Genomic DNA, 25,718 nt, shown 5'->3' on the forward strand with positions numbered 1-25,718 from the left:
CGCCCCCTCTCAGACGCGGGACAGGGCCCGGTCGCTCACCACGCACTGCATGCCGAACTGCCGGGCGCGCCGGATCGCGAAGTCGGTCAGCCCGGGATCGTCCGCATAGTCCAACGCGAACAGATCCAGTTGCAACCCCAGCAGTTGCTCGGCGATCTGGGCGTGGAACTCCAGCACCTCCGGCGGCCACGGGGCGTAGCCGTCGTCGGTCCAGCGGGCCGAGAAGGACTCGAAGACCACGCCGTCGACCAGCTCGGCCAGCCGCGGGAGCATGCCGAAGCCGCGGTTGGCCAGCATGTACTCCGGTTCGGCCTCGGTGCGCAGGGCGGCGACCAGGGTGAGCAGGTGCGGGACGTCCTCGGGGTAGGTGAGCTCGACGTTGAGGGTGTCGAGGAAGAGGCCGTCGAAGCCGTTGGCCAGGGCGTCCTTGGCCTGGCGGACCACGTGGGCGACCCAGTCGGGGTGGCCGACCCGGACGAAGGCGCCGCCCCAGTCGGGGTTACGCTCGGGCCGCTGCCAGACCGCGGGCGGGCCCTGGTCCTCCGAGAGGGTCAGGTAGGCGAGGGTCTGCACGCCGCGGCCCTTGAGATAGGCCAGCTCGGCGGCGGAGTAGAAGTCGGGCTGCAGCACCACGCGCGGATACTCGGCCAGGTCGACCAGGTGCCCGTTGCCGTAGTAGAAGCAGATCGGCGGTCGTTCGTCGAGGTTCATGCCGGCCTCCCGTGCTCGGCGTACCAGTCGAAGGTGGCGCGCACCCCGTCCTCCAGCGGGACCTTGGGCTCGTAGCCGGTGAGGGCGCGCAGTCTGGTCAGATCGGGGCAGCGGCGGTGCACGGATCCCGGCGGCGCGGGCTGCGGATCCAGGTCCGCCTTCGCGGAGGCCGCGCGCAACACGAGAGCGGCCAGGTCGGCGATCAGCGTCTCCTCCCGGTCGTTGCCGATGTGGACGATCTGCCCGGCCGCCTCGGGGACGCCCATCAGCCGCACGATCGCCTCGACCGCGTCGTCGACGTGGCAGAAGGCGCGGTACTGGTCCGCACCCGGCACGCGGAACGGATTCTCCCCGGCCAGGGCGCGCAGGGACATCTCGGGGATCACGTGGTCGGCGCCCATCCGCGGCCCGTACACGTTGTGGAAGCGGCCCACCACGGCCTCGAAGCCCCGCGCCCGCGCGGTGTGCAGGAAGGCGGCTTCGCCGAGGAGCTTGCTGACCGCGTACGCGAACCGCGGCGCCGTCACGTCCGAGATCATCGTGGCGGCGTCCTCGCCGGTCGGCACCGCGACCACGCCCGCGTCGACGCCGCCCGCGTAGACCTCGCTCGTGGACGCGAAGAAGACCCGTTCCCCCGGGGCGACCCAGTCGAGCAGGTGCAGGGCGGACAGCGTGTTGACCCGGACCACCCGGGCGGGATCCCGTTCGACGTTGCGCACACCCACGACCGCGGCGAGCAGATACACCTGGTCCCAGCCGTGGGGCAGGGCGGCGTACGAGGCGGGGTCCGTCAGGTCCGCGGAGATCAGCTCCACGTCCAGCCGGAAGTCGTGGCGTCCCCGCGAGAAGTCGTCGACGATCGTGACCTCGTGACCGTCGGCCAGGAGGCGGCGCGCGAGGTGCAGCCCGATGAAGCCGGCGCCGCCGAGCAGCAGCGATCTCATGCGGCCACCGCCGGAAGGTATCCCAGGCCCGCGTAGCGGATCCCGAGCGCCGTGATCGCGGACTCGTCGAGGATCCGCCACGAGTCGAAGATCAGCGCCGGCCGGTGCGTGCCCAGCAGCGCGGTCACCGACAGCGCCCGGTAGTCCGGATGGTCGTTGATGACCAGCACGGCGTCGCTGTCCGCGAACGCCTTGTCGAGGCTGACGGGTTCGCCGCCGTACTGGCGGATGACGGCGTCGCTGACCATCGGGTCGTGCCCGGTGACCGCGATGCCCGCGGCCGAGAAGACCGGCATCATGTCCGCGATCGGCGTGCCCCGCATGTCGTCGGTGGGCGGCCAGCCCTTGTACGCCCACCCGAGCACCGCGAGCCGCAACCCGCGCGTCCGGCCCGAGGAAGCCAGCAGTCCCACGACCGTCTCGGCCACGTGCACCGGCAGGAACTCGTTGAGCGCCCGCGCCCGCCCGACGAGGAACGGCTCGTACCCCGCGGCGCTGTCGAGCATGATGTACGGATCCTTCGACAGGCACCCGCCGCCGACGTATCCCGGCTTGGCGAGATCGGGCCGCGGATAGCCGGCGTTGGCCGCCCGCAGCACCTCGAGCGGATCCAGCCGGTGCTGTTCGGCGATCAGGGCGATCTCGTTCCCGTACGAGTAGATCAGGTCGGTGTGGCAGTTGTTCGCGAGCTTGACCATCTCGGCCGCCTCGAGGCTGGACACCTCGACCACGGTCTGCGCCAGCCCGCCGAAGAACGCCACGGCCGCCCGCAGGCTCGCGTCGTCGAGTCCGCCGATCACCTGCGGCAGCTCGACCAGCTCGCGCAGCGCCTGCCCCTGGATCGTCCGCTCGGGCGCCATGACCAGCTTGACGTCGTCGCCCCACGCGGCGCGCAGCTCGGGCAGCACGACGGCACGGCTGGTCCCGATCGGCACCGTGCTGCGCACGACGACGAGCGTGCCCGGCCGGCACGTCGCCGCGACGCTGCGGGCCGCCGCCGCGAGGTTGGCGAGGTTGGGCCGCCGCGTCGCCTCGTCCACCGGCGTGGACACGCTGATCACGGCGACGTCGACGGTGTCGCGCGGCAGCTCGGCGGCCACGTGGATCCGCGAGCCGACGTGCGCCGCGAAGATCTCCTCGACGCCGGGCTCGAAGATGTGCGACCGGCCCTGTCCCAGGGTCTCGATCACCCGGGGCGACACGTCCGCCCCGTGCACGGTGAAACCGCGATCGGCGAGGGCCGCGGTCAGGGTCAGCCCGACGTAGCCGAGGCCGACGACTCCGATGGTCAGTGGCATCTCTGCTCCTTGGATGAGGGACGGTCCAGGGCGCGCACGGTGACCGTGCCGGCGAACCGTTCGGTGCGGTAGTGCGAGCAGGCGGCGCGGACGTCCGCCGGCCGGGTCGCGTAGTCGACGCTGAGCACGAACTTCCCGGCGTCACGCAGCGCGCGGGTCTCGGCGAGGTTCTCCGCGCACCAGTCCTCGGTGCAGCGGTCGTCGGTGGCCCGGTAGAACAGCTCCTCCATGCCGATCCCGTCGATCGCCGCGGTGTATCCCTTCTGGCGGCGCAGCTCGGGCGAGTTCTGCGGCACGATGAGGAAGCCCGGCCGGCGCTCCTTGGCGTACGCGCTGATCCGCGCGACGAGCCCGGCCATGTCCGCGGCCAGGGCGTCCCGGTCGCGCCCCGGCGTGAAGGCCAGGTCGATCTCCTCGTACGCCAGCGGGGTGTCCAGGTAGACGCCGTCGAACCCGGCGGCCAGGGCCCGGTCGGCGCGCGGCCGCACGACCAGGTCCCACCAGCGCTCGTCGTAGTAGCGGACGAAGTACTCCCCCGGCCAGTCCCGCCATTCGTTGGCGAGCAGATCGGATGCCGCCGAGCGCACGGCGGGATACTCGGGGCGGAAGTCCTCGATGCTGCCGATCTCGAAGTAGGCGAGCACCCGCTTGCCCGTGGCGCGGACCTCCTCGATCTCGTCGCGGGTGAACCAGTCGTCGTGCGCGTCGCGGGCCAGGTCGACGACGACGAGCTGCCAGTCGCCGGCCGCGAGCTCATCGAGCCGCCCGCCGGCGTAGCCCTGCAGCTGGTAGGCCCACGAGCGCAGCGGGCCGGGCGGTGCCGGGGGCGCGGACGAGCACGCCGTCAGCAGCACGACGGCGGCGAGCAGGGCCCGGCGGATCACCCCGCGGCCCAGATCGCGGACACGGACGCGGCGAGGTCGTGCGCGGGCTTCCAGCCGAAGTCGGCGCCCGCCCGGGAGATGTCGGCCTGGATCCAGTCGACCGCGGCGGAGCGTTGCGGCCCGGTCCCGGCCTCGTGCACGGTCCCGGACCAGCCGGCGGCCCGGGCGAGCAACCCCACCGCCTCGCGTACGGTCACCGCCCGCCCGCTGCCCGCGTTGTACACCCGATGCGTCACCGTGGATGCCGTGACGGCCGCGCGGATCAGCGACGCCACGTCCCGCACGTCGACGAAGTCCCGGTACGCCCCGAGCGGACCCAGGGTGATGTCGGTGGCACCCGTTCCCAGGGCCTCGCGGATCCGGTAGGCCGCGCGCCCGAGCACGTTCTCGGCCGGCTGCCCCGCGCCGATCGGGTTGAACACGCGCACCGACACCGTGTCCGCCCGCCCCGCCTCCCCCGCGAGCGTGAACAGCCTCGTCCCGGCGACGTGGCTCACCCCGTACGCCCCGACGGGGTCGAGCCGCTCGTCCTCGCGCACCGCGTGACCGTGCGGCACGATGCCGTACTCCCCGGCGGAGCCCAGCCGGACCAGCCGCGCCGCCGGGACCGCCTCCGCGGCCGCGGCCACCAGCTTGGCCGCGACCAGGGCGTTGGCCCGCAGCAGCGCCTCGTCCGACCCGCCCAGCGCGCCCACGCAGCTGACCACGGCATCGGGCCGTTCCGAGCGGAAGAGCGCCACCAGCGCGTCGTGGTCCCCGGCGATCAGGTCGTGCCTCGAGCGGCCCGGGCAGACCACGTCGCCCTCGTGCGCGAGCGCCTCCCGCACGTGCCGCCCGATGAACCCGGACGCGCCGAACAACACCGTCTTCACACCGGCTCACCCGCTCGCTCCCGCAGCAGCCGCGGCCGGATCTCGTCGAAGCTGCGGTTGGCCTCGTCGTAGTCCTCCGGGCGCCCGATGTCGAGCCAGAACCCGGCGAACGGATACGTCGCCGGGTACGAGCCGCGGTCCAGCAGATCCAGCACGAGCTGGTCGAACCCGAAGCACAACCCCGGCGGGTACGGCGCCAGGGTGCGCCGCGACATCCCGTACACGCCCATGCTGACGCGGTAGTGCAGGTCCGGCTTCTCGCGGAAGCCGACGATCCGCGACGCCTCGACGTCGAGCACCCCGAAGTCGACCCGGTGCACCCGCTCGGCGATGGCGACGGTGAGCCCGCTGCCCGCCAGGACGTGCTGGTGCAGCAGGTCGCCGTAGTCCAGGTCGGTCAGGATGTCGCCGTTCATGACGAGGAAGTGCTCGGGCAGCCGGTCCTTGAGCCCGAACAGCGGCCCCACCGTCGACAGTGGCCGGTCCTCCTCGACGTAGCCGACGTCGAGCCCCCAGCGGGCGCCGTCGCCGACGAACGCGCGGATGAGCGGGCCGAGATGGTTGATGGCCAGGGTCACCGAGGTGAACCCGCTGGTGGCGAGCTGCTCGAGGACGATCTCGAGGATCGCGTGCTTGTCGCCGATGGGCATGAGCGGCTTGGGCAGCGTCGTGGTGTACGGCCGCAGCCGCACCCCCTTGCCGCCGGCGAGTATCACCGCGTGCATGGCTCCCCCTCCAGTGAACTACCGGTAGTGGCGTACCTGGCCCACGTGGCGGGACAGGCCGATCAGGAACAGAACGTGCAGCGCGAGCACGCTGACGAGGTAGAGCGTCGTGTCCGTCACCGGCCGCCCGGTCATCCCGAGCAGCGGTGCGGCACCGAGGACGGCGCCCACGCCGACGTGCAGGGCGAGGGCGGCCAGCATCGCGCCGCAGAGCAGCCCGAAGCGCTCGAAGCCGGCGAGCAGGAAGGCCACGTAGTACGCCCCGGCCAGGGCGACGTGCGCGGCGATGAGGAACAGCCCCTCGGGGGTGAGCCGGCCGAGCATCCCGAGCACGGCGGCGAGCCCCAGACCGAGGCCGGCCGGGACGAGCAGGCAGGCGACGGTCTCCCGGCGGATCGCGCGCCACAGCGCCTGCTGGAACAGCGACGGCGCGTGATAGCGGTGGGTCAGCAGGACGGCCTGCGCCCGGAAGCCCTCGGCGCGCCACTCGACGAAGCCCATGGCGAGGATCAGCGGCGCCACGGCGACCGCCAGATCGAGCCGGGTCGGCAGATAGGGCGCCTCCGCGTGCAGCAGCAGCGCCGCCGAGCATGCGCCGTAGGCGGTGATGCCGCCCAGCCCCGCCGCCCGGTGCCGCAGCAACGGGAGCGCCGGGGGCTCGCCGTCGTCGCCACGCCCGCGCGTGAGCCACAGCGACACGCCGAAGGCGGCGGTCACCCCGGCGACGGCGGTCCCGATCGCGACCGGCCCGGCCTGCGCGCCGACGACCAGGTACGCGATCCCGCCCACCACCGCGGGCACCATGAGCGCCGCCTGCAGCCCCTCCCGGCGGTGGAACATGAAGATCGTCCCGGCGAGCTGATAGGTGAGCTGACCCGCGGCGAGCAGGACGAGTCCCCAGCCGCCGCCCGTCCCCAGCATGATCAGCACGCCGGCGACGGCACCGAGCGCCGGGGCGACCAGGGCCGCGAACAGCAGCAGCCGGGACGCCGCCCGCGGCCGCCACGAGCCGAGCAGCTTGTACGCGGCGAACGCGGCCGTCCCGGCGTACACCCAGCCCAGGGCGCCCGCGACGGTGACCGCGAGCACGACGGCCCGCGGGTCCAGCACCACGAGGACGGCCGGGAAGACGGCGGCCGGCAGGGCGTACAGGGGGCCGTGGGCCAGCACCCGGACGCTCTCCCGCCGGTCCCGGCGGGGCAGCACCGGCGCCGGGCCGTCCTGGGCGGGCGGGCCGAGCCGCCGGTAGACCTGCAGGGCCAGGGCGAAGACGTCGCTGAAGCCGTACGCCACCCGGGCGATGCGATCGGTCAGCCCCTCCGCCTCGAGGGCCGCGGCCACCTGCAGCTCGTCGACCGCCTTGGCCAGCCGGGGCCGCATCCGGTCGACCAACTCGTCGAGCGGGTCCGCGGAGACGCCCGGCCGCAGGAGCTCCGGGCTCTCGGGGGCGCCGGGCGGGCGCGCGGGCCCCGGCGGGCTGCTCCGGCGCCCCCGGCGCTGCCGGGGCACCGCGGTCGACGCCGGGACGCCGGTGTCGATCCGGATCCGCGTGGTCCGGCCGCCGGCATCGATGACCTGGGTCTGCTCACCCGGGACGATGATCTGGGTCTGCTCGCCCGGGACGATGATCTGGGTCCGATCGCCGGGAAAGATGATCCGCGTCGCGTCGGGTTCCTGGCCGTCGACGCTGATCGCCGGCTCCCGTGCACGGATGATCTGGGTCGCGTCCGGTTCCTGCTCGTCGACGCTCATCGCCGGCTCCCGTACACGGTGGAGTGCCGCAGGACCGGAAAGGCGGGCCGCAGCACCGGGGCGACGCTCGTGATCGGCGCGGGCCCGGGTGCCGGCGGCAGCGGGGTCGCCAGCCCCTCGTAGACGTTGCGGTACATCTGCAGCGACTGGCTCAGCGTGAAGTGCTCGAGCACCCGGGCGCGCGCGGCGAAGCCCAGCCGCAGCCGCAGCTCGTCGTCGCGCAGCAGCTTGAGGCACGCCTCGGCGACCGCGACGTGATCGCGCGGGGCCACGACGATGCCGGTGTCCCCGACCGCCTCGGCCACGCCGCCGACGTTGGTGCAGACCGTCGGGCGCCCGCAGGCCATGGCCTCCACCACGGTGTACGGGAACCCCTCCGAGATGCTCGTGAGCGCCACGACGCTGCCGGCGTGGTAGGCGTCGACCGCGTTGGCGACCCGGCCCTCGAGCACCGCCGCGCCGGTCAGCCCGAGCTCGGCGACGAGCCGCTCGCAGGACTCGTGGTAAATCCGGTTCACCGCCGGCGTACCCCCGAAGATCCGCAGCCGGGCCGCGGGCATCCGCTCGCGGACGATCGCGAAGGCCCGGATGAGGGTGTGCAGGTCCTTGAGCGGGTCGATCCGGCCCATGAACGAGATCGTCGGCACCGCGGGCTCCGAGGTCGCGGCCGGGAACTCGGCCGGCTCGACGCCGTTGTACATGGTCCACATCCGGTCCGCGTCGGCGCCGTTCTGCAGCTGCCAGCGGCGGTTGTACGCCGAGTGCGGCGCCAGCACGTCGCTGATCAGATAGGCGGCGCCGGCCAGCGACCGGAAGAAGCTCAGCGCCAGCACCCGCACGGCGTGCGAGGCGTCCTCGGCCAGATAGGCGATGTAGCGCTCGCGCAGGTAGATGCCGTGCTCGCTCAGCACCAGCGGGGTGTCGTGCGCCCACTTCGCGGCCATCCCGACCAGTGTGGACAGGCCGTTCATCGAGGCGTGCACGACGTCGGCGCGGACGGGCGGGGCGCTGAGCGGGCGCAGCATGTGCTCGATGAGCCACGCCGCCTGGATCGCGTCGGCCACGGTCGGCGCCGGGCCGTTCTCGTCGACGCGCAGCTGCCGCCACGCGTCCAGGGTCATGGTGAGCGCGTCGTTGGAGACCAGCGCTGCGCTGAGGTCGCCACCGTCGGCGGCGTACTCGTACAGGCCGCGCAGGGCGAGCAGGAACAGGCTGCGGCTGACGTTGCCCTGCACCGGGTCGGTGCTGTCGATCGGCGTGACCAGGGCGCGCAGGAACACCTCGTACGACTCGGTGAAGGCGGCCCCCGGCCGGTAGCCGGTCCGCGCGGGGCGGTGGCCCGGTGGCCGGCCGCCCCACAACGGGATCGAGCGCACCCGGTCGAGGTTCGCCGGGGGGACGAAGACAGGTTGCTCGCTGCCGTCGACGGTCAGGGCGACGACCTCCCAGCGGTACTCCGGGATGCCCCGGATGAGCTGCTCGCACCAGACGCTCACCCCACCCATCGCGTACGGGTAGGTCCCCTCCGACACCAGCGCGATCCGCACCTGTTCCCCGCCTCCCCGGCGTGCTGCCTTTCCTGCGGTTAGGTCCTGCTCAGTCGCGTCCTTGCTCGGTCGCGGCTTTTTTCCGGGTCTTTCTCAGAGGCGTGGTGCGGCGGTCACCGTGACGGCCGTGTTCGCCGTCAGCGTCACCGGGGCGGTGCGGTCGGTGCCGTACGTGGTGCTCGCCGCGGTGTTCACGCCGCTCAGCTGGACCGTGCCGGCCAGCGGCGAGGTGACCGTGACCGTGCCCGCCGAGCGGTCGTAGACCGGGTCCACGCCGGCGGCCCGCTGCGCGAAGTGCGCGTTGCGCAGCGTCGTGTACGCCCCCAGCGCCGGCCAGTCCACGTTCAGCAGAGGCGTCGAGTAGTACGACGCGTACTTGCCGACGACCGCCTCCACCCAGTCCATGACAAGCGACTTGCCGCTCGCGTAGTCACGCACGTTGGCGATGTGGAACGTGTGCGCGGCGATGCTGCCCGACGCGACGTGCTGCAGGGCGATGGCCGCCTCGAAGTCGACGACCTGCGCGTACGTGCGGTTGGCCGGGAAGGTCGGGATGCTGCCGCCGGGACCGTAGACCGAGTTGTACCAGGCGGTCTCCTCGCCCGGCGTGGTCGTGTGGTAGGCGATGTTGGTCGGCCAGTCGGGCACCACGGACACCGCGGCGTTGAGCGGGTGCACGATGTTGGTGTTGAAGTTGGCCGGCACGTGGCTCGGGAACGAGAAGTTGCCGTGCAGGTACTTGATGCCGAGGTTCTGCGCGGCGGTCAGCAGGTTGACGTTCGACGCGCCGAGGCCGTGGTCGACCGGCGGCGACGTGTCGTCGTCCGGGTTGTCGTTCCAGACGCCGAGCCCCGAGTACTCGGGCGTCTTGAGCACGTTCGCGGGCACGGTCAGCCCGATCGCCGACGCGGCCGTGAAGTTGCTGCTGATCTCGTTGAAGGTGGTGGTGTAGTCGGTGGTGGTCAGCTCCGGATGGGTCAGCGTGTGGTTGATCCACCGGAAGTCGTTGCGCAGGCACCGGCTCGTCGACGTCAGCTGGGCGACGCCGCCGTTGGGGCTGCACGTGGTGGTCGAGTTCGGCTGGATGTCGCCGCCGTTGTAGGCCAGGTTCAGCTTGAACGCGGCGGCGAGCGGCTGGGCCGTACGCAGGGCCGCCTGCCTGTTCTTCAGCGCCACCGCATCGTGCGCGGACACCTGGAAGCCGGGGTCGGACTCGATGTGCCCGTCCTCGAAGTAGTGGTCCGCGCTGTTGAACCAGTCGTCCACGTCGACGTGCAACCAGTGCCGCTGCTCGCCGAGGAACATGCCCTTGGTCGCCCACCGGACCAGCCCGTAGACGACGAGGTCCGACTGCAGCAGATTGACGTTGTTGCTGAAGGTCAGCGCGAGCCGCTCCCGGCCGTCGGTGCTCGTGGTGCGCACTCCGAGCACGTCGGAGCCCGCGGTCATCGTCGAGGTGGCGCTGCAGCCGGGCGCGATCGAGGTGCGATAGACGTACGACTGCACCACCGGGATCGTCGCGGTCGCCTTGAGATAGTCGAAGACGCCCGCGCCGGTGCCGGTCAGCGCGACGTTGAGCGGCGTGTCGCCGACCGCGGTCTCGCTGACGGTCCGCAGGCAGTAGTCCTCGGGGTAGGTGCCGTAGCTGGTGTAGAGCGCGGCCTGGCGCACCCCGTAGTCGCGCTCGTAGGTCCACAGCGTGTTCCACTCGACGCCGTCGAGGCCGCTGATGAAGCTGCCGCCGGACGAGTAGACGAGCATGCTGCTGGTCAGCAGGATCGCGTTGTACCTGCCGACGCCGTCGGCGCGCACCAGCGTGCTCGCGGTCAGCGCGGTGTCCGCGGAGTAGAGCACGTCGTAGGCGGCGCCGACCCGGTTGAGCGTGGTGGTCAGCGTCGGCACGCCCCAGTCGGCGGTGTCGGTGGCGATGACCAGCGACCGCAGCGCGACCCGGTCGGTGGGGCCGGCGAGGGCCTTGGCCTGCGCCTTGACGGCGACCCTCCCGGTGCGTACGGGCAGGGGGGCCGCCGGCTTCACCCGCGCGGGCGCGGCCTGGCCCCGGATCGGAGCGTTGTCCTGCGCCGCGCCTCTGTCCTGCGCGGCACCTCTGTCCTGCGCGGCACCTCTAGCCTGCGCGGCACTTCTGTCTTGCGCGGCACTTTTATCTTGCGCGGCACCGGCCGAGGCGGGTGCCGCAGCGACGAGCACGCCGGCACAGAGCGCGGCGACGATCGTACGAAGTCTTCGGCGTGGGACGACACGGACGGTGGCCATCGAGCACCTCCACGGTGAGATTTCGATGGAACCCCGGAACGGCACCATTTCGAGGTGGTCATCCGGAGCGTGGCCGACGGCGATTCTAGGCAGAATTCAATGATCGCCTTCAGCTCCGAACAACCGTCCGCAGACTGACCCATGGACCACTTGACTGGCCCTGTCGCCGGTGATAGCCGCCCGCCGTCACACATGATCGAAAGAACCTGACAAGCAATTCCAGGGAATCGCACATAATGCGCCGTTAATACAACGCCGGGGCCGGACGATCTCCCCCAGCGGTCATCCTGTCCACATTGGCCCGAGTAACGACCGAAGCGCACGGTCCGCGAGGATCCCCCAAGCATGCCCGAACGGGCGCCTCCCGCGCACGCCACGCTGTCGGATCAACACCCGTTGTGCATCCACTCCCATGAATTCCCGCCAGGGGGTCATCATGGAATTCCCCGTGAAATCCCCCTGCCTCCACCCCCGTCTATTCATCACAATGTCGATGTCTGACCTTTACGTGATCAATAGGCGAGCACGGCCCCCGCGTCACTCACCGCAACGGAATGGGTGGCCCATCCGCCCCGGGTGCGCGCGTGCAGCAGAAAACTCGACGGCTCGAGCACATATCCCGGCGGCCCGGCATCATGCATCCGCAGCGCCGTCTGCCGGTACGCCGCCGGCGCGATCGCCACGACCGTCCCCGCGAAGGGAACCACCACCGTCCGGTGCACGTGCCCGGCCAGCACCCGCGCCACGTTGCCCCGGCGGGCGACGATCCGCGCGAGCGCGTCGGCGTCGGCCAGGTTCATGCCGTCCAGAAACGGGATGCCCACCTCGACCGGCGGATGGTGCAGGCACACGAAGGCGGGCACATCCGGCCGCCGACCCAGCACCTCGTCGATCCAGTCGAGCTGCTCCGCGCCCAGCCGCCCCTCGGCCCGTCCCGCGATCACCGAGTCGGCGACGACGATCGTCGCGCCGGGATAGTCGACGACATAGCGCGACTCGCCGAGCTCCTCGGCGAAGCGCTCGCCATCGTGGTTGCCCGCCACCGCGTGGACCGGGATCGGGCAGTGCCGCAGGACGTCGCGCAGGAGGGCGTACTCGCCGGGCTCGGCGGACTCGACCAGGTCGCCGGTGATGACGACGCAGTCGGGCCGCGGCTCCAGCGCGAGAAGCCGGGCGAACGCACGGTGCAGCGCGGCGGCCGGGGCTGCGCCCAGCGGGCCGGCGAGAAGGTGGGGGTCACTCAGGTGCGCGATCAGCATGCCCCGCACGCTAGGCAGCCGCGGCCGCGCCCGCTGCCCGGCAGGACGCGGTTTCGCCCGGCGCGGATTCCGCGCCGGGCGAAACGGAGTTCCGGGCTCACCGCGCGCCCCGGGCGACGGCTACTCGGTCGGCGGGTCGGCGAGGGGCCAGCCGCCGGCGGCGAGGTGGGCGGATACGCGGACGATGTCCTCCGGGCTCGCGTCCTGCAGCACCGACGAGCTGATCATCGCCTCGATGTCGGCGGGCGTGATGGGGTCGTCGCCCTCGGCCGCGTGCTGCTGCTCGGCGAGGGAGATGGCGATCTTGCGTACCTCGTCCTCGGTCAGCTTGCGCCGCAGGACGCCGAGCAGGGCGACGTAGTCCCGCTTCGGCACGCCGGCCGGATAACCGGCCCGCAGCCATTCCATCGCGCGGGTCAGGAAGCTGGAGCGCAGCTCGGACATGGCCGTCGCCTCACTTGTCCACGATCGTCGGGAACACGTGCTCGAAGCTCAGCGCCTTGCCCAGGCCGCTGGCCACGATGAACGTGATGCCCAGCAGCACGCCGAGCAACACCACCGCGAACAGCACCCAGCCGAGCACCTTGCCGGCCGCGTGCGGGGCCGCGGTCGTGTCCGCCTGGGCGGCGCCACCGTCGCCCCAGGCGAGCGTACGGATGCCGAGGGCGAACAGGGCCGGCAGGCCGGCGCCGAGCACGAGGCCCGCGGCGAGCACCTTCCAGGCGCCTTCCAGTGCGAATCCCAGGTTGTGCATGACGGTCCGCCTCTCAGTGCGCCGACTCGGCGGGCACGCGCTCGGCCCCGGGCCGGGCGCCTTCCCACTCGTCGTTGACGTTGGTGTGGTCGACCGGGGTGCGGCGCGAGCGCAGGTACATGAACGTGGCCGCCGCCAGCAGGATCACGAACACGGCGAGCGAGCCGGCCAGGCCGTCGCCCAGCCCGTGCCCGATCCACCACATGAGCGCGCCGACGACCGCGGCGGCGGGCAGCGTGATCAGCCAGGCGGCGACCATGCGGCCGGCGACCCGCCAGCGGACCTGCGCGCCCGGCTTGCCGACGCCGGAGCCGAGGATCGAGCCGGTGGCGACGTGCGTCGTGGACAGCGCGAAGCCGAGGTGGCTCGAGGCGAGGATCACCGCGGCGGAGGCCGACTCGGCCGCCAGACCCTGCGGCGGGGCGATCTCCACCAGACCCTTGCCCAGCGTACGGATGATGCGCCACCCGCCCAGGTAGGTCCCCAGCGCGATGGCGAGCGCACACGCCGCCTTGACCCAGAACGGGATGCTCCCCGTGTCGTCCCAGTCGCCGGCCGCGATCAGCGCGAGGGTGATGACGCCCATCGTCTTCTGCGCGTCGTTGGTGCCGTGCGCCAGCGAGACCAGCGAGGCGCTGCCGATCTGCCCCCACCGGAACCCGTTGTCGGTGAACCGGGCCGCGACCCCGACCGTGATCCGGTAGATCAGCCACGTGCCCACGGCCGCGACCACCCCGGCGATGACCGGCGACATGATCGCGGGCAGGATCACCTTGCCGATGACCCCGTCGAGCTTGCTGCCGTCGCCGTTCCAGTTGACCCCGGCCCAGCCGAGCCCGGCGATGGTGGCGCCGATGAGCCCGCCGAAGAGCGCGTGCGACGAGCTGGAGGGCAGCCCGAGCAGCCAGGTCAGCAGGTTCCAGATGATCCCCCCGACCAGCCCGGCCAGCACGATGAGCAGCAGCGCCGTCCCACCGTCGGCGAGCAGCTCCGCCTTGGGCGCGCCGCTCTTGTCCTGGATCTTGACCACGGCGTTCGAGACGGTGAGCGCCACCTCCACGGAGAGGAAGGCGCCGACGAGATTGAGGATGCCGGAAAGGGCGACGGCGACCTTCGGCCTGAGCGCCTTGGTCGCGATGGACGTGGCCATCGCGTTGGCGGTGTCGTGGAACCCGTTCGTGAAGTCGAACCCGAGGGCTGTGACCACCACGAGGGCGAGAATCACAGAAGTCTCTGTCACATGCAGATACTCCCCCGCCGGGCAAGCAGCCAAAAGACACCCGACCAGCGCTTCCATGAATTCCGCTCGCGTTGAGCCCCACGTAGCGAACATGTCGCCAGACGGTCACCGGCCCCCGCGTTTAGCCACCGGCAGACATGGATAGTCCTCATTGCCCCCGGCCGTCACCCATGACCACGATGACCCACCCCCGGCGCGGCGACCACCCTCGCCGCCGCACCGGGCGCCCGGCTCAGCGGGCCTCGGCCGGATAGACCCTGTGTTCGGCGTCCCACCACAGGATGTAGAACACTCCGTCGCGCTTGAAGCCCCAGAGACGCTTCCTGCCGCCGACCCGGAACCGGAAGATCTTCTCGCCGAACCTCTGCTTGCACTTCAGCGCCTCGATCCGTCGCCGGGCCTCCGGGCACAACGTGTCGACATGCTGCGAGTGATGCTTGCGGTGGCTGCCGCGCTTGGTGCTGAACAGCTGACCCGCGATCTCGTCCCAGGTCAGAGCACCGACGTGGCAGAGGAAGCTGAACACTTCCTCCGTCGCGGCGCCCCGCGGCCAGGCCCAGGCTCCGCGATAGCCGTGATCCGCGTAGCGCAAGGAGAAGGTCAGGCCGTCTTCGCCGACGTCGAATTCCTGCTCGGCGACCGGAGCGTTCTGACGCTGCTTCTTCGTCTTGTCAGGCATGGCGACCACTCACGCCCGCACCGTCAGTGTGCCCTCGCCGCCCCAGCGCAACTCCGCGATGGGGACAGCGGCGGCGTTGGTGGCGAGCGAGCTGTAGTACTTGTACAGAGCGGCCGGCGTGATGGGGTTGCTGGACAGCTCCACGGGGCCCAGCCCCGCACGGGCCTGCCGATACGGAGGTTCGCGCCGCACCAGGGCGATGAGCTGCTCGTCGCTGAGGCGGCCGTAGCTGTCGAGCACGCCGTCGACCGACTCCCGCTCGACGTCCGTCAGGGCGCCGGCATCGCCCCGGGGCCACGCGTCGAGCCGCCACACGTGCTCGGTCAGCGCGAACAGCTCCGGCAGGATCGGCTGCGGCGGCCACGCCTCGATGCGGTCCGGAAAGAGCGGCTCCTCCTCGTCGACGAGGTGCCAGGCTTGTGCGTAGTAGAGCAGGTTGTGCAGCTGCAGGTCCGGGATGGAGCCGGTGCGCTGCAAGATGTATGCGGAGAGGTCATGGATCGACGCCACAGTATGCCCTTCTAGTCATGCATCAGCTTGTCTTGCGAGTGCTAGTCGCACGCCAACCATGCACCCGAGACTGGCGGTGCGTCAAGTCCGTTGCGCGGCCCGGCACGTAGGATCGACGGGTGGGTCAGGCGAAACTCCGGCAGCCGTTGAGTCGCGACCGGGTCCTGCGGGCCGCCGTCGCCGTGGCGGACCGGGACGGCATCGAGGCGCTCACCATGCGCCGGCTGGCCGAGGAGGTCGGCGCCGAGGCGATGTCGCTCTACCACCATGTGGCCAACAAGCAGCAGATCCTCGACGGCGTCATCGAAGTGGTGCTCGGCGAGGTGAACGAGGCGGTCGGCGCCCTCCGGCTCCCCTCGCGCGGCGCGGCCTGGAAGGCGGCCGTGCGAGCCCGCGCCCTGACCGCCCGTCAGGTGTTCCTGCGCCACCCGTGGGCCCCGGCCGTGCTGGAGTCGCGGACGACGCCCCTGCCTGCGGTGCTGATCTACCACGACGGCGTGGCCGGGCTCCTGCGCGACGGCGGGTTCACGTACGACCAGATCCACCACGCGTTGCACGCACTGGGCAGCCGGGCGCTCGGCTTCACGCAGGAGCTCTTCGATCCGGGTGGCGGGCCGGCCGCCGATCTGGCGCTGCCGCCCGAGGTGGCCGATGCGCTGCCGAACCTCGCCGCCATGCTCGCCGGCGTCGCGCACGACGAGCCGGCGTCGACCCTGGGCTGGTGCGACGACCAGGCCGAGTTCGAGTTCGGCCTGGACCTGCTGCTGGACGGCCTCGACCGGCTGCGCTGATCCGGCTCCGGCACGCCCCGGTTTGCCGCTTCTCGCGCGCCCCTTCCCACCCTTACAACGTAAGGCTACCTTACAACGTAAGGGAGGACACCATGAAGGCTTACGTGATCGACAAGTACGGCTCCGGACTCCACCTCAGACACCTCGCCGACCCCGTCCCCGGCCCCCGCGAGGTGCTGGTCCGGGTCACCGCCACCTCGGTCAACCCGTACGACTGGCACCACATGCGCGGCGAGCCCCGAGTGGCCCGGCTGCTCCCCGGCCTGGGCACGACGAGGCCGCTGATCAGCGTCCCGGGCTGCGACGTCGCCGGCCGGGTCGCCGCGCTCGGGCCCGGCGTGACGGCCTTCCGGCCGGGCGATCCCGTGTACGCCCTGGCCGACGAGGGTGGCTTCGGCGAGTACACGGTCGTCGCGGAGGATCTGCTCGCGCCGCGCCCCGGCATCTCGGCGACCGATGCCGCCGCCGTGCCGATGGCCGGCGTGACCGCCCTGCTGGCACTCGGATCGTGCGCGGGCGGATCCGTTCTCGTCAACGGCGCATCCGGCGGGGTCGGCACGTTCGCCGTCCAGCTGGCCAAGGCCGCCGGCGCCCACGTGACCGCGGTCTGCGGCACGCGGAACCTCGGCCTGCTCCGGAAGATCGGCGCCGACGAGGTGATCGACTACGGCGCGGTCGATTTCACCCGGGCCGGCCGCCGGTACGACCTGCTGCTCGACATCGCGGGCGGCCACCCCGGCCGGGCGCTGCGCCGGGCGCTGACCCGGACCGGCACGCTGGTCGTGGTCGGCGGGCCCGCCGGTCGCTGGCTGCAACCGGCGGGGCACGCCTTCGGCACACTGGCCACGGCGCCGTTCGTCCGGCAGCGGATCCGGCTGGCCGACGCCGTGCACTGCCCGGACAAGAAGGCGCTGCTCGCCCAGCTGACCGCCCTGATGCGGGCCGGTGCGGTGACGCCCGTGCTCGACCGGCAGTTCGCGTTCGACGAGATCCCGGCGGCGGTCCGCTACCAGGAGCAGGGCCACGCGACCGGCAAGGTGGTCGTCACCGTGGGCGCGGACTGAGACCGGCCGTCACGCGCCGCCGGCGGTGAGGGTCACGGTCTCGGGCTTGAAGGCGGCGCCGGTGGTGTCGACGCCGGCCTGGGCGAGGGCCTGCTTGATGTAGTCGTTGGTGTAGGCCTGGCCCGACGGCTCCTTGGTCAGCACCGTGTCGCCGGTCTGGTTCTTGGCGGTCAGGGAGATGTCGACCGTCTGCTTCCAGGCGGCCTCGTCGATGAGGCCGATGCCCCCGGCCGACGGCCAGATCAGCTTGTTGACCTCGTTCATCTGCCAGAGCTGGTGGCTCTTGCCCAGCTTGGATCCGCGCGCCACCACCATGTCCCGGCACTCGGCGGCGTGGTCGCGGCAGTACGCCCAGCCCTTGATCGTGCCCGTCAGGAACTTGACCGTCTGCTGCTGGTACGCCGGATCGTTCAGCCGGGAGGTCGACGCCCACACCGCGTCCTGCAGCATCGCCGAGTCGAAGTTCTTCCAGTCGATGATCTGGAAGTCGTCCGGGGTGTAGAGCTTGCCGGTCGCCGGGTCCGTGGCCTCGAGCAGCTGGGCGTACTCGTTGTAGCTCATCGCCTGGGCGACGTCGATCTCCTTCTTGAGCAGCGCCTGCATGTCGAACTGCTGCTGCACCAGGGTGACGTCCTTGCCCGGATCCACGCCGGCCCTGGTCATGCCCGCGAAGAGCTCGAACTCGTTGCCGAACCCCCAGTTGCCCACCTTCTTGCCCTTGAAGTCGGCCGGTCCCGTGATGCCGGAGGACTTCCAGGCCACCTGGTACGTCCCCGAGCGCGCGAAGATCTGTCCCACATCCGTGATCTCGGCGCCCTGCTCGCGGGAGGCCAGCGCCTTGGGCACCCAGGCGACGGCGTAGTCGGCCTTGCCCTGCGCGAGGACGGTCTGCGGCACGATGTCGACGCCGCCCTCGAGGAGCTCCACGTCGAGTCCCTGTTCTCGGTAGAAGCCCTTGTCCACGGCGGCGATGTAGCCCGCGAACTGGGCCTGGTAGAACCACTGCAGCTGCAGCTTGATCGAGGTGACGCCGCCGGACGCGGCGGGGGTGGGCGACTGGTCGGCGGTGCCGCAGGCGGCGGTCAGCAGGAGCAGGGAAGCAGCGAGGGGAAAGAGGCGCACACGGACTCCCTAGAAAGAAGGCAGAACAAGGCGTTCCAGCAGGAGCGTGCCGAGATAGAAGACGAGCCCGAGGACGCAGGCGCCCACGACGAAGGCCCACGCCCGCGGGTACGCGGTGAAGGCGGCCGCCGACGTGATGCGGGACCCGAGGCCGTTCTGCAGGCCGCCGAAGTACTCGGCGACGACGGCGGCGATGACGGCCAGGGAGGATGCCTGGCGGAGCCCGGTGAAGACGAAGGGCAGCGCCCCGGGGAGGCGTACGAGCCGGGTGAAGGTCCATCCCGATGCCGCGTAACTGGTCATCAGGTCGCGATGGACGGGATCCACCTCGCGCAGGCCGCGGAGCGTGTTGAGGAAGACCGGGAAGAAGACGATGATCCCGGCGACCAGCCGGCGGGGCACGCTCGAGGTGGACTCGAACATGTTGTTGAGGATCGGGGCGAGCGCGATGATCGGCAGCGCGTTGAGGACCGCGGCCACCGGCAGGGACACGTCGGACAGCAGCCGGAAGCGGCTCGCCGCCATGGCGAGCAGCACCCCGGCCACGCTGCCCCAGGCCAGCCCGATGAGGGCGTTGAGGCCGCTCGCGAGCGCGGCCGACCAGATGTTCGAGCGCTGCACGACCAGCTCGTGCCAGATCGCCGACGGCGCCGGGAGGATGAAGGGCGCGATCCGGCCCAGCGAGACCGTCAGCTCCCACGCCACCAGCGCGACGACGCCCACGACCAGCGGGGGCAGGAGCCGCTTCACGCCGCCTCCCGCAGCGACTTGCGCACGAGGGTGACGAACCCGAAGAAGTCAGGGGACTGCCGTACGGACTCGTCCCGCGTGGGCAGGTCGATGTCGACGGTCGCGGTGATCCGCCCCGGCCGCGGTGACATGACCACGACCCGGTTCGACAGGAACACCGCCTCGGAGATCGAGTGGGTGACGAAGACCGTGCTCGTGCCGGTCGCCCCGCAGATGCGCAACAGCTCGTTCTGGAGCCGTTCGCGTGTCATCTCGTCCAGGGCGCCGAAGGGTTCGTCCATCAGCAGCAGTGGTGGATGCACGGCGAGCGCCCGGGCGATGGCGACCCGCTGCTGCATGCCCCCGGACAGCTGCGCCGGATAGTGCTCCGCGAAATCGCTCAGCCCCACGAGCTCGAGCATCTCGTCGACACGCGCCCGCTGGGCCGAGCGGGAGAGCCCGCGCAATTCCAATGGCAGCGCGACGTTTCGCCGCACCGTCCGCCACTCGAAGAGGCCCGCCTGCTGAAAGGCGATGCCGTAGGCCTGCTTCAGCCGGGCTTCCCGCGCCGGTACGGAAGAGACGAGAACGGTTCCGGCCGTAGGGGATACAAGGTCGCCGATCAGGCGCAGCAAGGTGCTCTTGCCGCATCCCGACGGGCCGATCAGGGATACGAATTCGCCCTCGGCGACGGTCAGGTCGATGTCGGACAGGGCGGTGACCGCGTCGCTGCGGCCCTCGTTGAACGTCTTCGTGACTCCGGAAACGGCCACTGCGGTCACACCGTCACCACCGATACGCGTCGCCGGTGCCGCAGCAACGGCAGCTCCAGCAGGCTGACGAGGGCCGCCACGAGCAGCCCGAGCAGGGCCGCGCCGAACATGGCGGTGTACACCTTCGCGGGGTCGCTGGTCGCCTCGCGCGAGTACTCGATGACGAGCCGGCCGACCCCGCCGCGCGTACCCGTGGAGATCTCCCCCACCACCGCGCCCACGACGGCGGCCGCGCCGGCCAGCCGCAGCGCGGGAAACAGGTAGGGCAGCGACGCCGGCAGGCGGAGCTTGAGCAGCGTGCGCCACCAGCCGGCGGCGTAGCTGCGCATCAGCTCCACCCCGGCCGCCGGCGGCGACTGCAGCCCGCGCAGCATGCCGACGGCGACCGGGAAGAACGACAGGTAGGCGGCGATGACGGCCACGGTCATCCAGTCCTGCCAGGGATAGGGGCCGAAGGACAGGTTGCCGCTCCAGCCCGCGACCAGCGGCGCCAGCGCGACGAGGGGCACGGTCTGGGAGAGGATGACGTACGGCAGGAGCCCGCGCTCGACGATCCGGAAGCGCTGCATCACGACCGCCAGCAGCAGCCCGACCACCGCCCCGGCCGCGAAGCCCGCGGCGGTGATGCCGAGCGTGAACAGGCACGCGCCCAGCACCACCTGCCACACGGGGTCGCCGCCGGTGAGCTCGGGCTGCCCGAGCCGGCGCAGCATGTCCCACACGTGCGGCATGGACAGGTCGTCGGCGCGCGGCAGGATCCGCGTGCCGAACAGCACCGTCCCGTCCGGATCGCCGACCGCCTTGTAGCCCTCCCACAGGGCGACCGCGATCAGCACCCCGGCGAGCAGGCTGAGGGTGCGCCTCATGAGACCGCCGGAATGATGTGCTTCCCGTACGCCTCCAGGGTGGCCTCCTTGTCGTCGTGCTGCAGGTACAGCGCGAACTGGTCGACGCCGAGCGCGCGCAGGGCCGCCAGCCGCTCGAGATGCGCCTCGACCGGGCCCAGCACGCAGAACCGGTCGACCACCTCGTCGGGGACGAACGCCGTGTGCGAGTTCCCGGCGCGTCCGTGCTCGGCGTAGTCGTATCCCTGCCGGGCCCGGATGTAGTCGGTCAGCGCCTGGGGCACCGCGCCGCCCGGGCCGTAGCGCGCGACGATGTCCGCCACGTGGTTGCCGACCATCCCGCCGAACCACCGGGTCTGCTCCCGCTGATGGGCCAGGTCGTCGCCGACGTAGGCGGGCGCGGCGACGCAGAACTTGATCGCCATGGGGTCGCGGCCCGCCTGCTCGGCCGCCGACCGGACGGCGGCGATCATCCACGCGGCGATGTCGGGATCCGCGAGCTGGAGGATGTATCCGTCGGCGACCTCACCGGTCAGGGCGAGCGCCTTGGGTCCGTAGGCGGCGACCCAGATGTCGAGCCGGCTGTCCGGTGCCCAGGCGAGGCGCAGGTCCCGGATCGTGCCGCCGTTCGCCAGGGCCCGCACCTCCTCGATGCACGCGCGCAGCTCGGCCAGCGTGGTGGGCTTGCGGCCGATGTAGCGCAGGGCCGAGTCGCCGCGGCCGATGCCGCAGACGGTCCGGTTGCCGTACATCTCGTTGAGGGTGGCGAACTGCGAGGCGATGACCGTCCAGTCCCGGGTGCCCGGGTTGGTGACCATGGGCCCGACGACGACCCGCGACGTCTCGGCCAGGATCTTGCTGTAGAGGACGAACGGCTCCTGCCAGAGCACGTGCGAGTCGAACGTCCACACGTGGCTGTAGCCCAGGTCCTCGGCCCGGCGGGCCAGCTCGACGACCGCGCTCGACGGCGGGTCGCACTGCAGGACGACACCGATGTCCATCGGCGCTCACCGCACCTTCGGGAAGCCGAGGTCGACCTGCGAGGTGGCCGGGTCGGGCCAGCGCGAGGTGACGACCTTCGTCCGGGTGTAGAACTGCAGGCCCTCGGGCCCGTACATGTGCAGGTCGCCGAAGAGGGACGACTTCCAGCCGCCGAAGCTGTAGTACGCGACGGGGACGGGCACCGGCACGTTGACGCCGACCATCCCGCACACCGCGTCGTACTGGAAGCGGCGGGCCGCCCCGCCGTCGCGGGTGAAGATGGCGGTGCCGTTGCCGTACGGGTTGGTGTTGACCAGCTCGACGGCCTCGTCGTACGTGTCCACCCGCACCACCGACAGCACCGGCCCGAAGATCTCGTCGGTGTAGAGCGGCGAGTCGGCCGGCACCTTGTCCACCAGCGAGGCGCCGAGGAAGAACCCGGGCCCGCTGCTGCACGGCGCGTCGCGCCCGTCGACCACGACCTCGGCCGGCCCGGTATCGGCGAGGTAGCCGGCCACCCGGTCCCGGTGCTCGCGGCTGATCAGCGGGCCCATCTCGGCGCTGGGATCCGTGGCCGGGCCGACCTGGATCCGGCCGATGCGCTCCTGGATGGCGTCCACGAGCGGGTCGGCGCTGGTGCCCACGGCCACGACCACGGAGACGGCCATGCAGCGCTCGCCGGCCGAGCCGTACCCGGCGGACACGGCGGCGTCCGCGGCGGATCCGATGTCGGCGTCGGGGAGGACGACCATGTGGTTCTTGGCGCCGCCCAGCGCCTGCACGCGTTTGCCGTTGCGGGTGCCGCGCTCGTAGATGCTCCTCGCGACCGCCGTGGAGCCCACGAACGAGATCGCCTCGACGTCCGGATGGTCGAGCAGCGTCTCGACGGCCACCCGGTCGCCCTGCACGACGTTGAACGCGCCGTCCGGCAGCCCGGCCTGGCGCAGCAGGTCCGCGAGCACCAGCGACACCGACGGGTCCTTCTCGCTGGGCTTGAGCACGAACGTGTTGCCGCAGACCAGCGCGTTGCACAGCATCCACAGCGGGACCATGGCCGGGAAGTTGAACGGCGTGATGCCCGCGACCACGCCGAGCGGCTGGCGGATCGAGTAGACGTCGACGCCGGTCGCGGCCTGTTCGCTGTAGCCGCCCTTGAGCAGGTGGGGTGCCCCGGCGGCGAACTCGATGTTCTCCAGCCCGCGGGCCAGCTCGCCCTCCGCGTCGGCGCCGGTCTTGCCGTGCTCGGCGCTGATCAGGGACGCGATCTCCTTGCGATTGGCGTCGACCAGCTCGCGGAAGCGGAACATCACCTCGGCGCGCCGGGACAGGGAGGCGGCCCGCCACCCGGGGAACGCCTCCTTCGCCGCCGCCACGGCCGCCTCGGTCTCGGCGGCGGTCGCGGCGCGGACGTACGCCTGCGGCTCGCCCGTGGCGGGGTCGTACACATCCAGTGTCGTGTCGCTGGTACCCGGTGTGGCCGTACCGCGGATCCAGTGGTTGATCTCGCGCATCCCAGCCCCTTTCAGAGCAGGTAGTCGGAGAGGCCGCGCGGCACGTACTTGCCGTGCCCGGCGTGTCCCTTGTACTCGCCGCCCTGGACGATGACCGTGCCGCGGGACAGGACGGTGTCCACGCGACCGGCGATCTCCCAGCCCTCCCAGGCGGAGTAGTCCATGTTCATGTGGTGCGTGTCGACGGAGATCCGGGTGCGGCCCGCGGGGTCGTAGAGCACGATGTCGGCGTCGGAGCCGGGGGCGATGACCCCCTTGCGCGGGTACATGCCGAACATCCGCGCCGGCGTGGCCGCGATCGTCTCCACCCAGCGGCCGAGCGAGATCTTGCCGTCCACCACGCCCTGGTAGAGCAGGTCGACGCGGTGCTCGACGCTGCCGATGCCGTTCGGGATCTTCGAGAAGTCGCCGATTCCCATCTCCTTCTGGTCCTTCATGCAGAAGGGGCAGTGATCGGTCGAGACCACGGCGAGATCATTGGTACGCAACCCGCGCCACAAGTCGGCCCGGTGCGACTCGTGCTTGGAGCGCAACGGCGTCGAGCACACCCACTTCGCCCCCTCGAAGCCCGGGGCGCCGAGCTGGTCCTCCAGCGTCAGGTAGAGGTACTGCGGGCATGTCTCGGCGAACACGTTGCGTCCGAGGTCGCGCGCCGCGGCCACCTGTTCGAGGGCCTTGGACGCGGACAGGTGCACGATGTAGAGCGGGCAGTCGGCGGCCACGCTCGCCAGCCAGATCGCCCGGCTGGTCGCCTCCGCCTCCAGCTCCTGCGGGCGCGTGACGCCGTGGTGGAAGGGATCCGTCTCGCCGCGTTCGAGGGCCTGCTTGACGAGGACGTCGATCGCGGGCCCGTTCTCCGCGTGCATCATGATCATGGCGCCGTTGTCGCGGGCCTTCTGCATCGCGCGCAGGATCTGCCCGTCGTCGCTGTAGAAGACGCCGGGGTACGCCATGAAGAGCTTGAAGCTGGAGATGCCCTCGGTGGCGACGAGCTGGTCCATCGCCTTGAGCGACTCGTCGTCCACGCCGCCGATGATCATGTGGAAGCCGTAGTCGACGTGGCAGTTGCCGGCCGTCTTCTCGTGCCAGGCGGCCAGCCCGTCCTGGACCACCTCGCCGTAGCGCTGGATGGCGAAGTCGATGATCGTCGTCGTCCCGCCGAACGCCGCGGCCCGCGTACCCGTGTCGAAGGTGTCGCTGGCCTCGGTGCCGCCGAACGGCATCTGCATGTGCGTGTGCGCGTCGATCGCGCCCGGGATGACGTACTTCCCGGTGGCGTCGATGGTCTCTTCCTGAGCCGGCGCGGTGCCGGGGGCGTACAACGCGACGATCTTCTCGCCGTCGACGAGGACGTCCATCTCGACCGGGCCGGCGGGGCCGACCACGGTCCCATTGGCGATGATCACGGAGTCACCAGGCCCTCGTAGGAGTCCGGGCGCCGGTCGCGGTAGAACTGCCAGCGGTCGCGGACGGTGTGCAGCAGCGACAGGTCGAGGTCCCGGACGATCAGCTCGGGGTTGTGCGTGTCGCCGACCTCGCCGACGAACTTGCCCTCGGGGTCCACGAAGTAGGACTGGCCGTAGAAGTCGTTGTCGCCGAGGGGCTCGGTGCCCACCCGGTTGATCGCGCCGATGTAGTACTCGTTGGCGACCGCGCTCGCGGGCTGTTCCAGCTGCCACAGGTACGAGCTCAGCCCGCGGCTGGTGGCCGACGGGTTGAACACGATCTGCGCGCCGTTGAGTCCCAGCGCCCGCCAGCCCTCGGGGAAGTGCCGGTCGTAGCAGATGTAGACGCCCACCTTGCCGACCGCGGTGTCGAAGACCGGGTAGCCCAGGTTGCCGGGGCGGAAGTAGAACTTCTCCCAGAAGCCCTTGACCTGCGGGATGTGGTTCTTGCGGTACTTGCCGAGGTAGCTCCCGTCGGCGTCGACGACCGCGGCGGTGTTGTAGAGGACGCCGGGCTGCTCCTGCTCGTACATCGGGAGGACCATGACGAGGCCCAGCTCGGCGGCGAGGGCCTGGAAGCGCTCGGTCGTGGGGCCGGGGACCGACTCGGCGTACTCGTAGTAGGCGGTGTCCTGCACCTGGCAGAAGTAGGGCCCGTAGAACAGCTCCTGGAAGCAGATCACCTTGGCGCCCTGCGCCGCGGCTTCCCGGGCGTAGTCCTCGTGGGCCTTGATCATGGTTTCCTTGTCGCCGGTCCAGGTGGTCTGGACCAGGGCGGCGCGGACGACGGTCATCCTGTGCCCCTCTCTCGAAAGGTGGCCTGGGTCACCCCTCGATTGTGATCGCGGCTCCACCTTGTGTCATCGCTCCTGCGCTGCTTGACATCAAGGGCTGATGTGAGGCGACACTAACGACACAGACCGAGGCGGACAATTGCCTGGCTGTTACCAAATGTTTCGGACGGGGAAATTGCCTTCAGTCCGGTCCAGGGCGGTGGAGGGGCGGTCG

General features: G+C 71.2%; 25 protein-coding genes. 2 read left to right on the forward strand and 23 right to left on the reverse strand.

All coding sequences use genetic code 11. The features are described 5' to 3' along the window. Positions 1–9: 9 nt before the first annotated feature. The 15 genes from RBH18_RS01990 to RBH18_RS02060 all read right to left on the reverse strand — a co-directional run bounded on the left by RBH18_RS01990 (position 10) and on the right by RBH18_RS02060 (position 15,449). Positions 10–711, reverse strand: coding sequence for an endo alpha-1,4 polygalactosaminidase (locus RBH18_RS01990; RefSeq protein WP_306204079.1), 702 nt, complete (start codon positions 709–711; stop codon positions 10–12). Then, the gene (locus RBH18_RS01995; protein WP_306204080.1) at positions 708–1,655 is read right to left on the reverse strand and encodes an NAD-dependent epimerase/dehydratase family protein; all 948 of its coding nucleotides are present in this window, start codon (positions 1,653–1,655) and stop codon (positions 708–710) included. The genes RBH18_RS01990 and RBH18_RS01995 overlap by 4 nt, the downstream gene beginning before the upstream one ends. Further along, positions 1,652–2,953, reverse strand: a complete 1,302-nt coding sequence (locus RBH18_RS02000; RefSeq protein ID WP_306204081.1) for a nucleotide sugar dehydrogenase — start codon at positions 2,951–2,953, stop codon at positions 1,652–1,654. Before RBH18_RS02000 ends, RBH18_RS01995 begins: the two co-directional genes overlap by 4 nt. Next, positions 2,944–3,837 carry an endo alpha-1,4 polygalactosaminidase gene (locus tag RBH18_RS02005; RefSeq protein WP_306204082.1) on the reverse strand — a complete coding sequence of 298 codons (894 nt, stop codon included), beginning with the start codon at positions 3,835–3,837 and terminating at the stop codon, positions 2,944–2,946. Before RBH18_RS02005 ends, RBH18_RS02000 begins: the two co-directional genes overlap by 10 nt. Further along, on the reverse strand, positions 3,834–4,709 hold the full coding sequence (locus RBH18_RS02010) for an NAD-dependent epimerase/dehydratase family protein (RefSeq protein WP_306204083.1): 876 nt from the start codon (positions 4,707–4,709) through the stop codon (positions 3,834–3,836). Before RBH18_RS02010 ends, RBH18_RS02005 begins: the two co-directional genes overlap by 4 nt. Beyond that, complete coding sequence (locus RBH18_RS02015) at positions 4,706–5,434, reverse strand: sugar phosphate nucleotidyltransferase (RefSeq protein WP_306204084.1); 729 nt, start codon at positions 5,432–5,434, stop codon at positions 4,706–4,708. The genes RBH18_RS02010 and RBH18_RS02015 overlap by 4 nt, the downstream gene beginning before the upstream one ends. 18 nt (positions 5,435–5,452) lie before the next feature. Beyond that, positions 5,453–7,186 carry a hypothetical protein gene (locus tag RBH18_RS02020; protein WP_306204085.1) on the reverse strand — a complete coding sequence of 578 codons (1,734 nt, stop codon included), beginning with the start codon at positions 7,184–7,186 and terminating at the stop codon, positions 5,453–5,455. Then, positions 7,183–8,733 carry a GT4 family glycosyltransferase PelF gene (pelF, locus tag RBH18_RS02025; RefSeq protein WP_306204086.1) on the reverse strand — a complete coding sequence of 517 codons (1,551 nt, stop codon included), beginning with the start codon at positions 8,731–8,733 and terminating at the stop codon, positions 7,183–7,185. The genes RBH18_RS02020 and pelF overlap by 4 nt, the downstream gene beginning before the upstream one ends. A gap of 93 nt (positions 8,734–8,826) precedes the next feature. Further along, positions 8,827–10,770: an Agd3-related carbohydrate deacetylase gene (locus tag RBH18_RS02030; protein WP_306204087.1), complete on the reverse strand. Its 1,944-nt coding sequence runs from the start codon at positions 10,768–10,770 to the stop codon at positions 8,827–8,829. Positions 10,771–11,519: 749 nt separating this feature from the next. Then, positions 11,520–12,266 carry a metallophosphoesterase gene (locus tag RBH18_RS02035; protein ID WP_306204088.1) on the reverse strand — a complete coding sequence of 249 codons (747 nt, stop codon included), beginning with the start codon at positions 12,264–12,266 and terminating at the stop codon, positions 11,520–11,522. 120 nt (positions 12,267–12,386) lie between these two features. Continuing rightward, positions 12,387–12,710 (reverse strand): DUF3349 domain-containing protein, encoded by a 324-nt coding sequence (locus tag RBH18_RS02040; RefSeq protein ID WP_306204089.1) that lies wholly within the window; start codon positions 12,708–12,710, stop codon positions 12,387–12,389. A 10-nt stretch (positions 12,711–12,720) separates the two neighbouring features. Continuing rightward, positions 12,721–13,020, reverse strand: a complete 300-nt coding sequence (locus tag RBH18_RS02045; RefSeq protein WP_306204090.1) for a hypothetical protein — start codon at positions 13,018–13,020, stop codon at positions 12,721–12,723. A 13-nt stretch (positions 13,021–13,033) separates the two neighbouring features. Further along, entirely contained in the window at positions 13,034–14,260 is a 1,227-nt protein-coding gene (locus tag RBH18_RS02050; protein ID WP_306204091.1) for an inorganic phosphate transporter, read from the reverse strand. Positions 14,261–14,492: 232 nt separating this feature from the next. Further along, complete coding sequence (locus RBH18_RS02055) at positions 14,493–14,939, reverse strand: hypothetical protein (protein ID WP_306204092.1); 447 nt, start codon at positions 14,937–14,939, stop codon at positions 14,493–14,495. Positions 14,940–14,948: 9 nt separating this feature from the next. Continuing rightward, the gene (locus RBH18_RS02060) at positions 14,949–15,449 is read right to left on the reverse strand and encodes a Panacea domain-containing protein (RefSeq protein WP_306204094.1); all 501 of its coding nucleotides are present in this window, start codon (positions 15,447–15,449) and stop codon (positions 14,949–14,951) included. A gap of 119 nt (positions 15,450–15,568) precedes the next feature. On the opposite strand from RBH18_RS02060, the gene RBH18_RS02065 reads away from it, so the two are divergent. Further along, a complete protein-coding gene (locus RBH18_RS02065; RefSeq protein ID WP_306204095.1) occupies positions 15,569–16,240 on the forward strand; it encodes a TetR/AcrR family transcriptional regulator C-terminal domain-containing protein in 672 nt (223 codons plus the stop codon). Positions 16,241–16,332: 92 nt separating this feature from the next. Next, entirely contained in the window at positions 16,333–17,304 is a 972-nt protein-coding gene (locus RBH18_RS02070; protein ID WP_306204096.1) for an NAD(P)-dependent alcohol dehydrogenase, read from the forward strand. 9 nt (positions 17,305–17,313) lie between these two features. On the opposite strand, the gene RBH18_RS02075 is transcribed toward RBH18_RS02070, so the two are convergent. Genes RBH18_RS02075 through RBH18_RS02110 form a run of 8 tightly spaced genes read right to left on the reverse strand, consistent with a single transcriptional unit; the run spans position 17,314 to position 25,504 of the window. Next, positions 17,314–18,426 (reverse strand): ABC transporter substrate-binding protein, encoded by a 1,113-nt coding sequence (locus RBH18_RS02075; protein ID WP_306204097.1) that lies wholly within the window; start codon positions 18,424–18,426, stop codon positions 17,314–17,316. Positions 18,427–18,435: 9 nt separating this feature from the next. Then, positions 18,436–19,176 carry an ABC transporter permease gene (locus RBH18_RS02080; RefSeq protein ID WP_306204098.1) on the reverse strand — a complete coding sequence of 247 codons (741 nt, stop codon included), beginning with the start codon at positions 19,174–19,176 and terminating at the stop codon, positions 18,436–18,438. After that, positions 19,173–19,937 (reverse strand): ABC transporter ATP-binding protein, encoded by a 765-nt coding sequence (locus RBH18_RS02085; protein ID WP_306204099.1) that lies wholly within the window; start codon positions 19,935–19,937, stop codon positions 19,173–19,175. Before RBH18_RS02085 ends, RBH18_RS02080 begins: the two co-directional genes overlap by 4 nt. Beyond that, positions 19,934–20,794: an ABC transporter permease gene (locus tag RBH18_RS02090; protein ID WP_306204100.1), complete on the reverse strand. Its 861-nt coding sequence runs from the start codon at positions 20,792–20,794 to the stop codon at positions 19,934–19,936. Before RBH18_RS02090 ends, RBH18_RS02085 begins: the two co-directional genes overlap by 4 nt. Then, entirely contained in the window at positions 20,791–21,774 is a 984-nt protein-coding gene (locus tag RBH18_RS02095; protein ID WP_306204101.1) for a TIGR03842 family LLM class F420-dependent oxidoreductase, read from the reverse strand. The genes RBH18_RS02090 and RBH18_RS02095 overlap by 4 nt, the downstream gene beginning before the upstream one ends. A 6-nt stretch (positions 21,775–21,780) precedes the next feature. Further along, entirely contained in the window at positions 21,781–23,265 is a 1,485-nt protein-coding gene (locus RBH18_RS02100) for a CoA-acylating methylmalonate-semialdehyde dehydrogenase (protein ID WP_306204102.1), read from the reverse strand. Between the two features lie 11 nt (positions 23,266–23,276). Continuing rightward, positions 23,277–24,671: a dihydropyrimidinase gene (hydA, locus tag RBH18_RS02105; RefSeq protein ID WP_306204103.1), complete on the reverse strand. Its 1,395-nt coding sequence runs from the start codon at positions 24,669–24,671 to the stop codon at positions 23,277–23,279. Next, entirely contained in the window at positions 24,668–25,504 is an 837-nt protein-coding gene (locus RBH18_RS02110; protein ID WP_306204104.1) for a nitrilase-related carbon-nitrogen hydrolase, read from the reverse strand. The genes hydA and RBH18_RS02110 overlap by 4 nt, the downstream gene beginning before the upstream one ends. Positions 25,505–25,718 lie beyond the last annotated feature (214 nt).

It is taken from the genome of Actinoplanes oryzae, assembly GCF_030757795.1.
Lineage (GTDB): Bacteria > Actinomycetota > Actinomycetes > Mycobacteriales > Micromonosporaceae > Actinoplanes.

What these genes read in the sequence shown, in the direction of transcription:
- RBH18_RS02090 (WP_306204100.1), bottom strand. Translation starts at nt 20,794, where the DNA reads ATGAGGCGCACCCTCAGCCTGCTCGCCGGGGTGCTGATCGCGGTCGCC.
- RBH18_RS02095 (WP_306204101.1), bottom strand. Translation starts at nt 21,774, where the DNA reads ATGGACATCGGTGTCGTCCTGCAGTGCGACCCGCCGTCGAGCGCGGTC.
- RBH18_RS02035 (WP_306204088.1), bottom strand. Translation starts at nt 12,266, where the DNA reads ATGCTGATCGCGCACCTGAGTGACCCCCACCTTCTCGCCGGCCCGCTG.
- RBH18_RS02040 (WP_306204089.1), bottom strand. Translation starts at nt 12,710, where the DNA reads ATGTCCGAGCTGCGCTCCAGCTTCCTGACCCGCGCGATGGAATGGCTG.
- RBH18_RS02100 (WP_306204102.1), bottom strand. Translation starts at nt 23,265, where the DNA reads ATGCGCGAGATCAACCACTGGATCCGCGGTACGGCCACACCGGGTACC.
- RBH18_RS01990 (WP_306204079.1), bottom strand. Translation starts at nt 711, where the DNA reads ATGAACCTCGACGAACGACCGCCGATCTGCTTCTACTACGGCAACGGG.
- RBH18_RS01995 (WP_306204080.1), bottom strand. Translation starts at nt 1,655, where the DNA reads ATGAGATCGCTGCTGCTCGGCGGCGCCGGCTTCATCGGGCTGCACCTC.
- RBH18_RS02055 (WP_306204092.1), bottom strand. Translation starts at nt 14,939, where the DNA reads ATGCCTGACAAGACGAAGAAGCAGCGTCAGAACGCTCCGGTCGCCGAG.
- RBH18_RS02000 (WP_306204081.1), bottom strand. Translation starts at nt 2,953, where the DNA reads ATGCCACTGACCATCGGAGTCGTCGGCCTCGGCTACGTCGGGCTGACC.
- RBH18_RS02110 (WP_306204104.1), bottom strand. Translation starts at nt 25,504, where the DNA reads ATGACCGTCGTCCGCGCCGCCCTGGTCCAGACCACCTGGACCGGCGAC.
- RBH18_RS02020 (WP_306204085.1), bottom strand. Translation starts at nt 7,186, where the DNA reads ATGAGCGTCGACGAGCAGGAACCGGACGCGACCCAGATCATCCGTGCA.
- RBH18_RS02070 (WP_306204096.1), top strand. Translation starts at nt 16,333, where the DNA reads ATGAAGGCTTACGTGATCGACAAGTACGGCTCCGGACTCCACCTCAGA.
- RBH18_RS02015 (WP_306204084.1), bottom strand. Translation starts at nt 5,434, where the DNA reads ATGCACGCGGTGATACTCGCCGGCGGCAAGGGGGTGCGGCTGCGGCCG.
- RBH18_RS02045 (WP_306204090.1), bottom strand. Translation starts at nt 13,020, where the DNA reads ATGCACAACCTGGGATTCGCACTGGAAGGCGCCTGGAAGGTGCTCGCC.